Raw genomic sequence first — 13,599 nt, 5'->3', positions numbered from 1 at the left:
GGGCGGCTGCGCGCCTGGCGATCGGGTGCGACGCGACTTGGTCGCCGTTAGGGTGCGGCCATGGAGATAGCAGGAAAAGTCGCCATCGTCACCGGTGCCGGGGCGGGTATCGGCGCCGCGCTCGCCCACCGTCTCGTCGCTGGTGGAGCGCGGGTGGTGGTCGCCGATCTCGATACGGACACCGCCGCGAAGGTCGCCGGTGAGCTGGGCGACAGCGCGGTCGCGGTCGGGGGTGATGTCGGTGACGAGCAGGTGGTCGCCGCGCTGATCGAGGCCGCCGAGAGTGCGTTCGGGCCGGTCGATCTGTACTTCGCGAACGCGGGGATCGGTGGCGGGCCCGGGCTGGACAGCACCGAGGACCAGTGGGCAGCCGCCTTCGATGTGAACGTGATGGCGCACGTTCGCGCCGCGAAACTGCTCGTCCCCGGCTGGGTGGAGCGCGGCGGCGGCTACTTCGTGTCCACCGCGTCGGCGGCAGGGCTGCTCACTCAAATCGGTTCGGCGCCCTATTCGGTGACCAAGCACGCGGCCGTCGGTTTCGCCGAATGGCTCGCGGTCACCTACGGCGACAAGGGCGTTCGGGTGAGCTGCCTGTGCCCGATGGGTGTGGACACGAGATTGCTCAGCGGCGATCTGATTCCCGGCTCGCCTGAGGCGGCGGCGCTCGCGATCAAGGCGGTCACGACCGCGGGCGCGGTGCTCTCGCCCGAGGAGGTCGCCGACACCGTGGTCGAGGCGATGGCCGCCGAACACTTCTTGATCCTGCCGCACCCGGAGGTGTTGCAGATGTACCGGAACAAGGGCGCCGACTACGACCGGTGGATTGCCGGGATGCGCCGGTTCCAGGCGATGCTGCGCGGGTGAGAGCAGACCGCTAGCCGGTGACGAGTTCGGCGGCGGCCGTCCGGACCACCTCGGGGATCGCCACCGGCTTGCGGGTCTCGGCATCGACGTAGACGTGCACGAAATCGCCGGTCGCGGCGAGTTCGAGACCCGCCTCGGTCTCCTTGAAGATCGCCAGGTCGTAGGTGATGCTCGAGTTCCCGAGGCGGGCGATGCGCAGCCCGACCTGGAGCTGGTCGGGGAAGCTGACCGAACCCTGGAAGCGGCACGAGGTCTGGGCGACGACGCCGAGCGCGGGCAGCGCGGTGATGTCCATGCCGGTGGCCCGCATCAGCCAGGCGTTCACCGCGGTGTCGAAGTAGGAGTAGTAGGTCACGTTGTTCACGTGGCCGTACTGGTCGTTGTCGGCCCACCGGGTCGGCATCGGCCACATGACGGGATAGCTCACCCGGCTGACGATAGCGCAGCGACACTCCCCTGCCGGTGGTCGCGTGGACTCACCCCGAAGTGCCGTTTGAACGCGGTGCTGAGGGCGAAGGCGCTGCCGTAACCGACCTGGCGGGCGATGGTCTCGACCGTGGCATCGGATTCGGCGAGCAGGTCGGCGGCCATGGACAGCCGCCATTCGGTCAGGAACGTCATCGGGGGTTCGCCGACCAGCTCGGTGAACCGGCGGGCCAGCGCGGCCCTGGACATGCCGACCGCCTCGGCCAGCGCGACCACCGTCCAGGGATGGGCCGGATTGTGCTGGAGCAGGCGCAGGGCCTTGCCGACCAGCGGATCGCTGTAGGCGTGGTACCAGGCGGGGGCGTCGTCGCGGGCGAACCAGGCGCGCAGGGCGGCGATGAGCAGCAGGTCGAGCAGGCGGTCGAGCACCACGGTCTGCGCGGGCAGGTCCTTGGTCGCCTCGTCGACGAGCAGGTCGAGCAGACGGGTGTCGAGGTCACCGCGCGGCAGGACCGCGACCTGCGGCAGCGCCCGCAACAGCCGCCGGCTCACCGCCCCCGCCGATTCGTAGGTGCCGGTGACCATCAGCGTCTCGCCGTCGGGATCGGTCCCCCACTGCCGAACGCCGAGACTCAGTGTCTCGCACAGGATCTCGCCGTCGGGCGTGGTGGTCACCTCACCGGGATGGATGACGATCTGCGGTTCGGTCGCCGGATCGTCGGCCACCGTATACGGCTGCGGGCCACGGAATACCGCGACATCGCCCGCACCGAGCTGCCGCGGCGGCGCGGAATCGGTACTGACCCAGGCCTTTCCACGGATCATCGCGAGCACCGTCAGCGGCGCCTCGTCCTGGATCCGCAGCGACCACGGCGGGTTCAGCAGCGAGCACATCAGGAACGCACCACGGGCACGCGGACCTTCGAGCAATCCGGCTAACGCATCCACACATCCACCGTAGACGACCGCGCATGTTCGCGAGCGGCACGACGATGTCGCGCGAGGCCGCGAACCGATGTACTTATCTCATGACAAACACCGCTTCTCACCAGCAGCTTTCCCTCGTCACCGGCGGCACCGGCAAGACCGGAAGCCGCGTCGCGGGCCTCCTCGAGGCGGCGGGCCACCCGGTCCGGCTCGGCTCGCGCACCGCCCCCATCCCGTTCGACTGGACCGATCGGGAGACCTGGGGCCCCGCGCTGGCAGGCGTCGACTCGATCTACCTCTCCTACCAGCCGGATCTCGCTGTCCCCGGCGCACCGGACGTCATCCGCGCGTTCACCGCGGCCGCACGGGCGGCCGGCGTGCGATCGGTGGTGCTGGTGTCGGGTCGCGGCGAGCCCGAGGCGCGCGAATGCGAACTGATCGTGGAGGATTCGGGCCTGGCTTGGACCGTCGTGCGGTGCAGCTTCTTCGCCCAGAACTTCAGCGAGGGCGCCTTCCTCGGCGACGTGCTGGCCGGCGCCGTCGCCCTGCCCAACGGTGATGTGCCCGAACCGTTCGCGCACGCCGACGACATCGCCGAGGTGGCCGCGGCCGCGCTCACCGATCCGCGCCACGCGGGCGAGATCTACGAGATCACCGGTGCGCGGGCGCTGACCTTCGCCGAGGCGGTGGGCGAGATCGCAACGGCCACCGGCCGCGAGATCGCCTTCATCCCGGTCTCGCGCCCGGAATTCGTTGCGGCACTGACCGAATACCAGCTGCCCGGCGATGTGATCAGCCTGCTCGACTACCTGTTCGGCACCATCCTCGACGGCCGCAACGTCGCGACCGCCGATGGTGTGCAGCGCGCGCTCGGCCGCGCACCGCGGGACTTCAGCGAGTACGTGAAGGAGGTCGCGGCGACCGGCGTGTGGACACCCCAGGCGTGATCGGATCACCACGCTCCGATGGCGGCATCGCGCGCGAGCCGACCGTCACCGGAGCGCGGTGATCCCGGTTCGTCGTGCAGTGGGGTCGGTGCCGGTACCGTCGAATTGGTGACCCCAGCGACGATCGACCGCGAACTTCGATTGGCCAGGGCCGCGGTCTTCGCCGCGTTCACGCTCAACGGGTTCCTGCTGGCCATGTGGGTGGTGCACATTCCGGCGATCACCGATCGGGCCGGGGTGTCGTCCTCGCTGCTCGGGATGTTCGTGCTGCTGCTGGCCGGGGCCGCGCTCATCGGAATGCGGCTCGCGGGTCCGGCTGCCGACCGGTTCGGCAGCCGGACGCTCGTCGCCCTGGCCGCCACCACGATCTCGGTGACGGTGGTCGGCCCCGCACTGGCGACGAATCCGGTCACCCTGGCGATCGCACTGGCCTGTTTCGGTCTCGGCAACGGCGCGCTCGACGTCTCGATGAACACCCAGGCGGTGCACGTCGAACGCGCCTACCACCGCCCGATCATGTCGGCCTTCCACGCGATGTTCTCCTGCGGCGGCTTCGTCGGCGCACTGGTCGGCGCCGCTACCCAGCGCGCGGGCTGGTCGCCACAGCTGACCCTGACCTGCGCCGGCATCGCCGGACTCGTCGTCACCGCCGTGCTCGTCCCCCACCTGATCCGGCGCCACCACCCCGAAACAGGTTCGCGGCCCGAGCATTACGACGCGGGCCTGACAGAGCTCGAGACGGAAGGCGCGCCTCAGGGCCGTCCCACGACCGACGCTGACTCCGTACCGACGACCGGCCGGGATCCACTGACGGGTCCGCGAGCCTCCCGCGACAACGCCGCCGAGCCGTCCCCACTGGTGACCGAGGAACTGTCGAAGACGCAGCGCGGCGACCACGAGCGCACCCGCGAAGTCCTCTCGCTCGGCATGATCGCCTTCGTCCTGCTGCTCGCCGAGGGTGTGGCAGCCGACTGGAGTGCCCTGCAGGTCCGTGAGCATCTCGGCGCGTCCGAATCCGACGCCGCCCTCGCGTTCGGCGCCTTCTCCGCCACCATGACGCTCGGCCGGTTCCTCGCCGACCGGGTCAGCGGGGCGATCGGGCCGGTCGCCATCTTGCGGTTCGGCAGTCTGCTCGCCGCCGCCGGGCTCGGCGTGGTCATCGCGTCACCATGGCTGCCGCTCACCCTCGTCGGCTGGGCTATGTGCGGCCTCGGTCTCGCCGGTGGTGTTCCCCAGATCTTCACCGCCGCAGGCAATCTCGGCGGCACGACCGCGGCAACCGACATGTCCCGGGTGTTCACCATCGGCTATCTGGGACTACTGGCCGGCCCCGCGGCGATCGGGTGGCTGACCGCCGTCATCCCGCTCACCGCGGCGCTGGCCGTTCCGCTGGCGCTCACCCTGGCCTGCGCGGCCGCGGCGAAGGTCGTCAGTCGGTGAAGGTGATCCGGACCGAGACCGGGGTGCTCTGCAACGCGCGGAAGGTCGCCGCCGTCAGCCCGGCGAGCACCGGATTGGGCGCGAAGCTGCGAGCCCGCGCGACGACATCGTCGGCCGGGCGCAGCTCCGCAATTCCGGCCCGCCACCGATTGCCTTGGCGCACCCGGACTTTCGGCTCGGCGCCGATATTGGCCGCCCAGCCCGACCTGGTCCCGTGCTGGCTGATCACCCACGCGCCGGTGTCGTCGAAGGCCACCGACACCGGGACCGTCCTGGCCAGCCCGGATTTGCGGCCGGTCGTCTCCAGCTCGGTCGCGAACGAGGTGCGGATGCCGAGCCGGCTCAGCGCGCGCACCGCCGGATTGGCGAGATAGCGCCCGACCGCGCGTTCGACCTCGAACTTGCGCAGCGTTGGATCCTTCACGGTGGAACTCCTTCTGCTCCGGAACGCGTCGACACCGTGGTGCTTCAGCATGGCCGCCGCGGTGAGCCACGGCGTGCGCGCGGGATCGGGGTCGGCGCCCGCACCGATGCGGTGCAGCTGGTCGGTGTGCCATTGCAGGTCGAGCGCGCCCTCGAGGCTCTTGACATTGGGCAGCGTCGACACCCGCGCGGGCAGGCCGAGCGAGATGCTCGGCGAATGCAGCCGCTCGGTTCGGCGGTGCGAGATGTCACCGGCCGCGCCGGGGGCGACGGCACTGGGACGGCCGAGGCCGACCACATCGCACTCCCCCGACTCGACCGCGTCGACCATGGCCACGCGAGACCGGAACCCGCCCGTGACCGCCAGCGGCACCGACCCGGCGGCCGCCCGCACCGACTGGGCGTACTCGAGGAAATACGCCTCCCGCGCGACGGTGCTCGCCGAACGGGCGACCGGCCTGCCCATCATCGCGGGCGATTCGTAACTGCCACCGCTGATCTCGATCAGATCGAGCCGCTCGGCGGCGAGCCGCCGCACCACCGCACGCGACTCGTCCTCGGTGAAGCCGCCACGCTGGAAGTCCGCGGAGTTGAGCTTGATCGCTACGGCGAACGACGCCGACACCTCGGCCCTGATCGCGCGGACCACCTCGAGCACGAAACGCGCCCGCCGGTCCGGATCGCCGCCCCAGCGGTCGTCACGCTGGTTGGCCAGTGGCGAGAGGAACTGGGAGACGAGATAGCCGTGCGCGCCATGGATCTGCACGCCGTCGAAGCCCGCGCGCTCCGCGATCCGCGCGGTGGTGGCGAAGCGTTCCACGATGTCGACGATCTCGGCATCGGTGAGCGCGCGCGGCGCCGGGATACCGGGCAGGCCGAGACCGATCGGCGACGGCGCCACCGGCTGGGTCCGGGTCGCGAGCGGATTCGCCTGTCGGCCAGGGTGATTGATCTGCATCCAGAGCCGGGCGCCGCCGGACTTGGCGGTCAGTGCCCAGCGGGACAGGTCGTCGAGGTGGCGTTCGTCGGCGATGACGACATTGCCCGGCTCGCCGAGATGATCGTGATCGACCATCACATTGCCGGTGACCACCAGGCCGAAACCGCCGGTGCCCCACCGGCTGTAGAGCCGCTCCAGGCGTTCGTCCGGCGCGCCGGCAGCGGTGCCGAGACCCTCGCTCAACGCGGCCTTCATCAGCCGGTTGGGCAGCACTTGGCCGCAGGGCAGGGCGAGCTGATCGCTCAGGGCTGTCATCGGTCGGCTCCTCCGCGGATCGCGTCGAGTACACCGATCGGTGTACTTACCCGACGGTAGTACACCGATCGGTATACTTCAATGGGACCGACCGAAAGGACGCCGATGGCAGCACGCGACGGACTCGTGCAGAGCGCGATCGACCTGGTGCGCCGCAACGGCGTGACCGGGACCGGTGTCGCGCAGCTGCTCGACCACAGCGGGCTCTCCCGCCGGACGATCTACCTGAACTTCCCCGGCGGCAAATCCGAGCTGATCACCGAGGCCACCCGGGTCGCGGGGCGGGCGATGACGACGCTGATCGAGACCTTCAGCCAGAGTGCCAAGCCGGAGGAGACCATCGCCGCCTTCGCCGAGGCATGGAAACAGGTCGTCGAGTCCAGCGATTTCCTCGACGGCTGCCCGGTCGTGGCCGCCGCGCTCGGGCGCTCGGAGTCACCCGCGGCCGCCGACGCCGCGGGCGAGGCGTTCGGCAACTGGGAGCAGGCGCTCGAGGCGCGGCTGTGCGCGGAGAACATCGCGCCCGACACCGCCCGTTCCCTGGCGACGACGGTCATCGCCACGATCGAGGGCGCGGTGGTGATGTCGCTCGCCAAGCACAGCACCGAGCCGCTGGACCGCGTCGGCCGTCACCTCACCGAGCTGGTCAAGGCGCATATCCCGGCGTGATCACAGGTACATGCCGACCTCGGTCGCGTCCTGGGTGACCGATTGGATCTGGATCTCGCCGTCGCGGCGGGCGACCAGTTCGGCCAGCGTCGCGCCCTCCCGGCCGATCGACTCGCCCGGCGGGCAGTCCTGCGCGGCCAGCCAATCCCGCGCCTCGGGCGGCGACAACCGGCCGACCTCGATCTGGGCCAGGCAGCGGCCGGGCCGCACCACGGCGGGGTGCAGGCGGGACAGATCCTCGTTGGTGGTGACCGCGATCAGCACATTGCGGCCCTGGCCGAGCATGCCGTCGGTGAGGTTGAGCAGTCGCGAGAGTTTCTGTCCCGCAGCCTCTTTCGCCTCACCGCGGATGAGTTCGTCGCAGTCCTCCAGCACCAGCAGGCGCCAGCGGCTGCCGTCGTCGCCATCGGCGCCCGCGGCCACCTCCATGAGATAGCCGGGATTGCTGAACAGTTCCTCCGGATCGACGACGCAGTCGACCTGACACCACGACGACCACGCCCGCGCCAGCGCACGCAGCGCGGTGGTCTTGCCGGTGCCGGGCTCGCCGTGCAGCAGCACCAGCCTGCCCCTGATCTCGGCGACCTCGAGCGCCATCAGCCGATCCATGCTCGCCGACACCGCCGCGGCGTAGTTGCCGCGGATCTCCGGCCAGGCGGGCGCGCTGATCTGGCGGCGCCTACGCAGCGGCCGCCGGACATCCATGTGCCAGAACCCCATTTCCACGGTGGAGCCGGCGCCCGGCGGTTGCACGGCTTCGGCCGTGGCCATGGCCAGCACGTCGACGGCGAGTTCGTCGCTGACGGCGGTCACCTCGACGGTGGCCGAACCGCCCGCCCAGCGCACCGCCCGCAGCGACCAGCCCTCGCCTTCGGCGAGCATCGCGCTGCTGTCGTCGTCGGCCACCGAGCGCACGATCCGCGAGTCGGCTGGCCGCAGCGGCGCGTCGGGTCGGACCCGGTCCAGGTGGGCCTGGCGGGCGAAGGACTGGTCACCGCGCAGGAACGGCGCGAGCGCCAGCGCGTCGATGGCGTCGCGGGTCGAATAGGTGGAATCGATGGCCGCCGACCACGGAAAACGCTCACCCGGATCCTCCGGCTGACGCGGCGGATCGACGAGCCTGAGCTGTTCATTACGTGTGGACACCGCGCCCATCCTCGTGGGACCTGCCCGGTAATGTCCAATGACTTCTGTGTCCGCGCACCGGGCGCGACGCCGAAAAATGCCTGGCACGTGCCACCGATCCGTCGGTAACGTCGGCACGGTGACGTCCACACAGAGCGAACAGGCCACCGGCGAATCTATCGCGACGGCCGGGCTCAAGGAGTGGATCGGGCTGGCGGTGCTCGCGCTGCCGACCCTGCTGATCTCGATGGACCTCAGCGTCCTCTACCTGGCGATCCCGCACATCAGCGAAGCACTGCAGCCGAGCAGCTCACAGCTGCTGTGGATTCTGGACATCTACGGCTTCCTGGTCGCCGGATTCCTCATCACCATGGGCACCCTCGGTGACCGGATCGGCAGGCGCAAGCTGCTGATGATCGGCGCGCTCGCCTTCGGTCTCGCCTCGATCGTCGCCGCGTACTCCACCAGCGCGAGCATGCTGATCGGCACGCGCGCACTGCTCGGCATCGCGGGCGCGACGCTGATGCCGTCCACGCTGGCGCTCATCCGCAACATGTTCCACGACGATCGCCAGCGCACCACCGCGATCAGCGTGTGGATGACCAGCTTCATGATCGGCATGGTGATCGGTCCGCTGGTCGGCGGCGCGATGCTGGAGAACTTCTGGTGGGGTTCGGTGTTCCTGGTCGCGGTGCCCGCGATGGTGCTGCTGCTGGTGAGCGGTCCGATCCTGCTGCCCGAATACAAGGACCCGAACCCCGGCAAGCTCGATATTCTCAGCGCGCTGCTGTCGCTGCTGTCGGTGATGGCCGTCATCTACGGCATCAAGGAGCTAGCCAAGGACGGCTGGGCGATCGATGCCGTCGCCGTGCTGGTCGCCGGTTTCGTGCTCGGCACGGTGTTCGTGCTGCGCCAGCAACGGCTCACCGATCCGTTGATCGACCTGCGGCTGTTCGGCAATGTGCGATTCAGCGGATCGCTGGTCGCGCTGATGGTCGCCATGCTGGCGATGGGCGGGTTGTTCCTGCTGCTGGCCCAGTATCTGCAGCTGGTGCTCGGCCTGTCGGCGTTCGAAGCCGGACTGTGGACCGTGCCGCAGGCCGCGGCGATGGTCGTGGCCGCCGGCGTGGTGAGCGCCCTCGCGCCCCGGGTACGCCCCGCGTATCTGATGGCGGTCGGCCTGGTGATCGCCATGGCGGGCTACGCGATCTTCACCCAGCTCTCCGGCGCCGACGACCTCGCCCTGATCGTCACCGGCATGGTGGTCTTCTCCCTCGGCCTCAGCCCGATGTTCGTCCTGGGCCTCGACCTGATCGTCGGCGCGGTCGACCCGGCCAGAGCCGGTGCGGCCTCGGCGATCTCCGAAACCGGCCAGGAACTCTCGGCCGCCCTTGGTGTTGCAGTCATCGGCAGCATCGGCACCGCCGTCTACCGCGACCGCATGGCCGAAGCCCTGCCCGACGGCCTCCCCCCGGAAGTCACCCGCGCCGCCGAAGACACCCTGGCCGGCGCGCTACACGTCGCCGCCGCACTGCCCGAAGCGCTGGGTGCCGAACTCAGCACACTCGCCCGCCAGTCCTACACCCATGCGCTCCAGGTGAATTCCTTCGTCGCCATCGGCCTCACCGCCGTCGCAGCCGCCCTGGTGATGGTCCTCCTGCGCCACATCCCCGCCCCGAACGAAACGCCCAACGCCGCGGACACCGACCCGAGCTGACGGCTGTCAGGACACGTCGGCATCCCGCTCGATACGCATCGGGCGGGATTCGTCACCGGCGGCATGCTCAGCCGCGCGCGGCGCGGATGCGGGCGACGGCCTCGTCGGGGACGATTTCGCGGGGCAGGAAGATGCCGTAGTCGTATATGGACTCGAAGTGGAAACCTGTGGGCTGCAGGAAGACCACATCGCCGCGGACGATGACCTTCTTGATACCGCTATAGCGGAGGAAGAACCGGCCACTGGTCTGCTCGAGTTTCACCGCGTCGGCGGTGTAGTGGGCCACCATCCGGCAACCGGGCCCAGCGACCACCCGGAGACCCCGATTCACCCGGGCCGGCATGGCGTAGAAGAACAGTCCGAACACGGGTAGAGCGATAGCCAGCCCGATAAGGAACGCGCCGCCCTCGACTCCACCCACGACGGACAGGAGCTCCGCCGTGCAAATCGCCAGACCCCAGACACCGAACGCCATCGATGCCCAATCGCTCGGCCTGCGCCAGATCACGAGCGCCCTGACACGACTCAGACGGCGGGCGGTGTGCTCGTCACACACATACGAGACGTCGATCGTCTCGACCACCGGTTGCTGCCCGGGAACGCCCTGCTGCTGCGGGAAACTCGACTGCTGCGAGTAGGGCTGTTGCTGCGGATCCATTGAATACCCCCAAGGCGTGTCTGCGCCGAGACGATAGAACCCGCGAAGTCTGTCGAGTTATCAACGAGTGGGCAAAGATACGGCGAAATCCCGCCCGATGCGGATCGGGCGGGATTCGTCATCTCGTCGAGTTGTCCCCTCCACGAGAGTTCTTGGTGTGCGGCCTACTTGGCGGGCGCGGGGGTGTTCGGCATCGGGGAGTTGATGGTGGTGAAGTACTGGGCGGCGGCCATGATCGCGATCGGCGCGGTGATGAAGATCTGGCCGGCGAGGGTGCCGACCGGGCCCGCGACGAGCGCACCCGCGATGCAGCCGACCGCGGCGGCGGGCAGGAACGGACCGAACAGGCCGACGATCGTCGCCATGATGACGGTGGCCGACAGGATGCCGCCGAGGACGCAACCGACGGCCGCGCCGCCGAGACCGCCGACGAGGGTGGCGATGCTGGCGCCCAGCGAGATGGTGCCGGTCATCCGGCCCCATGCCGCGACCTCACGGTCGTACTCGCTCTTCCAGGGCGCCTGGCTCTCGAAGGGCAGCGCGACCGGCTTGTAGGTGGCGTGCGCGAGGTCGAACTTCGGGGTCAGGGTGGCGGTGCGGCCGGAGATCTCGGCGGCGATCGGGAAGACGAATTCGTCCACGCGGAAAGACAGTTCGGTGCCGGCGACGGTGGTGCCGTCGGCCGCCTTGATCTTGAACACACCGTCCTCGACAACCATCGAGCCCGCGTCGGTGCCGATGATCGTGGCATCCTCGGTGGTGCTCGCGGTGTAGTTGATCGGCGCGTTCGGGTCCGCGGCGGGCGCTGCGTGGCTGGTACCGGCCGCGATGCCGAGGGCAACGCTGACGGTCGAGGCCAGCAGGGCGAACTTGGTGATTTTCACGGGGGTGAACCTTTCGTGTTCCTCGTGGTGAACTGCGCGGCGCAGAAGCTGCGGACCGAACGAAGCGGAACCATAGCTAGGTAAGCCTCACCTATCAAGACCTTGCCCTAGCTAAACTCTTTGCAAGTCAGGCAAGGCTCACCTATCTAACCGTTTCTTAGGCTAACCTCCCAAGCGACGTAGTTCGACTCGAGAGAGATTTCCCTGATGAGAAGTCCGCGCTGGTGCGGCTGGTTGCTGACAGTCGCGTTGCTGATCGCGGCCTGTTTGCTGAGCCTGCTGGTCGGCACGAAATCGATTCCCGTCGGCGAGGTTTGGCTGGCACTGACCGAGCCGGCGACCACGCCCGACCACGTCACCGTCACCGAATACCGGCTGCCGAGAACGGTGCTGGGACTGCTCGCCGGACTGGCCCTCGGGGTCGCGGGCTGCCTGATGCAGGGCCTGACCCGAAACCCCCTCGCCGACCCCGGATTACTGGGTGTCAACGCGGGCGCCGCCTTCGCGATCACGGTCGCGGTCGGGGTGCTCGGCGTGAGTGAGATCACGTCCTACGTCTGGTTCGGCTTCGCCGGCGCCGCGCTGGTCTCGGTGATCGTGTACCGCCTCGGCACCGCGGGCCACACCGGCACCGATCCGATCCGCCTGACCCTGGCCGGGGTCGCCGCCACCGCGGTGCTCGGCGGACTCACCCGGGGCCTGATCCTGCTCGACCCCAAGGCTTTCGACGAGATGCGGCGCTGGGACGCCGGTTCGCTCACCGGCCGCGGGTTCGACATCATCGCTGGCGCCGCGCCGTTCATCGTGGCCGGGCTCCTGATCGCCGCGGTCTGCGCGCGGTCGCTCAATGCCGTTGCCCTCGGCGACGATCTGGCCCGTTCGCTGGGCGTGCACGTCACCCGAACGCGGCTGCTCACCGCGCTGGCGCTGGTGCTGCTGTGCGGCACCGCGACCGCGGCCGTCGGCCCGATCGCCTTCGTCGGTCTCGCGGTGCCACATATCGCCCGCTGGCTGGTCGGCCCCGATCAGCGCTGGATCTTCGCCTACTCGCTGGTGCTCGCGCCACTGCTGGTCCTCACCGCGGATGTGCTAGGCCGCATCGTCATTCGTCCCGACGAGGTGCCCGCGGGCCTGGTCACGGCGTTCCTCGGCGCGCCGATGCTGATCTGGCTGGCGCGCCGTTCACGAGTGGGGGCGGCGGCATGAGTACCAGAATTGATTTCGGGCGCAGCATGCTCGTTGTGCGCCGGCGGCGTCTCGGTCTGACCACCAGGATCGGCGTGCGCACCGTGGTGGTGTGCGCGATCCTGCTGGCGATCGCCCTCGCCACCGCCGTATTCGCCCTGGGCAGCGGCGATTTCCCGATTCCGGCGCCGCGCGTGCTTCGCGCGTTGTTCGTCGGCGACGAGCGGTTCGACCGGCTGGTGGTGTGGGACTGGCGGCTGCCACGCATCCTGATGGCGCTGGCGCTCGGTGCGGCGCTCGGCGTCAGCGGCGCGATCCTGCAGTCGGTCACCCGGAATCCGCTGGGCAGCCCCGACATCATCGGGTTCAGCACCGGCGCCTACACCGGTGCGCTGCTGGTCATCCTGATCCTCGGCGGCGGCAGCTTCCAGACCGCGGCGGGCGCGATGATCGGTGGCCTCGGCGCCGCCCTGGTGATCCACCTGCTGGCCTTCCGGCACAACGTGACCGGCTTCCGGCTGATCATCGTCGGCATCGGCGTGAGCGCGATGCTCGCCTCGGTCAACACCTGGCTCATCATGCGGGCCGACCTGGACGCGGCGATGTCGGCGGCGGCCTGGGGTGCGGGCTCGCTCAACGGGCTGTCATGGCCACAGGTCGCACCGACGATGATCATCCTGGCCGTGCTGGCGCTGGCGCTGATCCCGGCCGCGCCCCGCCTGCAGATCCTCGAACTCGGTGACGACACCGCGCGCGCCCTCGGGCTCGACGCGAGCAAGGCGACCGGCTGGCTGATCGCGCTCAGCGTCGGATTCACCTCGCTGGCAACGGCTGTCGCCGGGCCGATCGCCTTCGTCGCGCTGGCCGCGCCGCACTTGGCGCGCAAGCTCACCCGCACCCCGTCGATCGCGCTGGTCCCCGCCGCGGCGATGGGCGCGACCTTGCTGATCACCTGCGACTGGGTCGCCCAGCACGCCTTCGCGCCGACCACCATCCCGGTCGGCATCGTCACCGGCTCGATCGGCGGCCTGTACCTGGCGTATCTGCTCGTCGCCGAAGCGCGACGGAAATAGGGAAGC

Annotated in this window: 13 protein-coding genes; 7 read left to right on the top strand and 6 right to left on the bottom strand. The window is 69.6% G+C overall.

Annotated elements, in window-relative coordinates; all coding sequences use genetic code 11:
• Positions 1-60 precede the first annotated feature (60 nt).
• Positions 61-864, top strand: coding sequence for an SDR family oxidoreductase (locus ACWF9G_RS25895; protein ID WP_452518458.1), 804 nt, complete (start codon positions 61-63; stop codon positions 862-864).
• Positions 865-874: 10 nt separating this feature from the next.
• On the opposite strand, the gene ACWF9G_RS25890 is transcribed toward ACWF9G_RS25895, so the two are convergent.
• On the bottom strand, positions 875-1,276 hold the full coding sequence (locus ACWF9G_RS25890; protein ID WP_452503882.1) for an acyl-CoA thioesterase: 402 nt from the start codon (positions 1,274-1,276) through the stop codon (positions 875-877).
• A gap of 11 nt (positions 1,277-1,287) precedes the next feature.
• Positions 1,288-2,238, bottom strand: coding sequence for an AraC family transcriptional regulator (locus ACWF9G_RS25885; protein ID WP_452518456.1), 951 nt, complete (start codon positions 2,236-2,238; stop codon positions 1,288-1,290).
• 80 nt (positions 2,239-2,318) lie between these two features.
• Between ACWF9G_RS25885 and ACWF9G_RS25880 the strand changes: the two genes are divergently transcribed.
• Both ACWF9G_RS25880 and ACWF9G_RS25875 read left to right on the top strand, forming a co-directional pair.
• Positions 2,319-3,164, top strand: a complete 846-nt coding sequence (locus tag ACWF9G_RS25880; protein ID WP_452518454.1) for an NAD(P)H-binding protein — start codon at positions 2,319-2,321, stop codon at positions 3,162-3,164.
• Between the two features lie 108 nt (positions 3,165-3,272).
• A complete protein-coding gene (locus tag ACWF9G_RS25875) occupies positions 3,273-4,604 on the top strand; it encodes an MFS transporter (protein WP_452518452.1) in 1,332 nt (443 codons plus the stop codon).
• On the opposite strand, the gene ACWF9G_RS25870 is transcribed toward ACWF9G_RS25875, so the two are convergent.
• Positions 4,594-6,282, bottom strand: a complete 1,689-nt coding sequence (locus ACWF9G_RS25870) for a nitroreductase family deazaflavin-dependent oxidoreductase (RefSeq protein WP_452518450.1) — start codon at positions 6,280-6,282, stop codon at positions 4,594-4,596. The two genes, ACWF9G_RS25875 and ACWF9G_RS25870, sit on opposite strands and share 11 nt — an antisense overlap.
• 105 nt (positions 6,283-6,387) lie before the next feature.
• On the opposite strand from ACWF9G_RS25870, the gene ACWF9G_RS25865 reads away from it, so the two are divergent.
• A complete protein-coding gene (locus tag ACWF9G_RS25865; protein WP_379308896.1) occupies positions 6,388-6,951 on the top strand; it encodes a TetR/AcrR family transcriptional regulator in 564 nt (187 codons plus the stop codon).
• Here ACWF9G_RS25865 and ACWF9G_RS25860 read toward each other — a convergent pair whose 3' ends face one another.
• Entirely contained in the window at positions 6,952-8,106 is a 1,155-nt protein-coding gene (locus ACWF9G_RS25860; protein WP_452518448.1) for a DUF5925 domain-containing protein, read from the bottom strand. It abuts the gene before it with no gap.
• Positions 8,107-8,215: 109 nt separating this feature from the next.
• Between ACWF9G_RS25860 and ACWF9G_RS25855 the strand changes: the two genes are divergently transcribed.
• Positions 8,216-9,793, top strand: a complete 1,578-nt coding sequence (locus tag ACWF9G_RS25855) for an MFS transporter (RefSeq protein ID WP_452518446.1) — start codon at positions 8,216-8,218, stop codon at positions 9,791-9,793.
• Positions 9,794-9,860: 67 nt separating this feature from the next.
• Here ACWF9G_RS25855 and ACWF9G_RS25850 read toward each other — a convergent pair whose 3' ends face one another.
• Positions 9,861-10,451 (bottom strand): hypothetical protein, encoded by a 591-nt coding sequence (locus tag ACWF9G_RS25850; RefSeq protein ID WP_452518445.1) that lies wholly within the window; start codon positions 10,449-10,451, stop codon positions 9,861-9,863.
• A gap of 164 nt (positions 10,452-10,615) precedes the next feature.
• A complete protein-coding gene (locus ACWF9G_RS25845) occupies positions 10,616-11,335 on the bottom strand; it encodes a hypothetical protein (RefSeq protein WP_379308892.1) in 720 nt (239 codons plus the stop codon).
• A gap of 207 nt (positions 11,336-11,542) precedes the next feature.
• Here ACWF9G_RS25845 and ACWF9G_RS25840 point away from each other — a divergent pair, with 207 nt between their 5' ends.
• Both ACWF9G_RS25840 and ACWF9G_RS25835 read left to right on the top strand, forming a co-directional pair.
• Entirely contained in the window at positions 11,543-12,541 is a 999-nt protein-coding gene (locus ACWF9G_RS25840) for an iron chelate uptake ABC transporter family permease subunit (protein ID WP_379308891.1), read from the top strand.
• The gene (locus ACWF9G_RS25835; protein WP_452518443.1) at positions 12,538-13,593 is read left to right on the top strand and encodes a FecCD family ABC transporter permease; all 1,056 of its coding nucleotides are present in this window, start codon (positions 12,538-12,540) and stop codon (positions 13,591-13,593) included. The genes ACWF9G_RS25840 and ACWF9G_RS25835 overlap by 4 nt, the downstream gene beginning before the upstream one ends.
• The last annotated feature ends 6 nt before the right edge of the window (positions 13,594-13,599 follow it).

It is taken from the genome of Nocardia sp. NPDC055029 (assembly GCF_053608525.1).
This window is presented reverse-complemented; position numbering and strand designations above follow the sequence as displayed.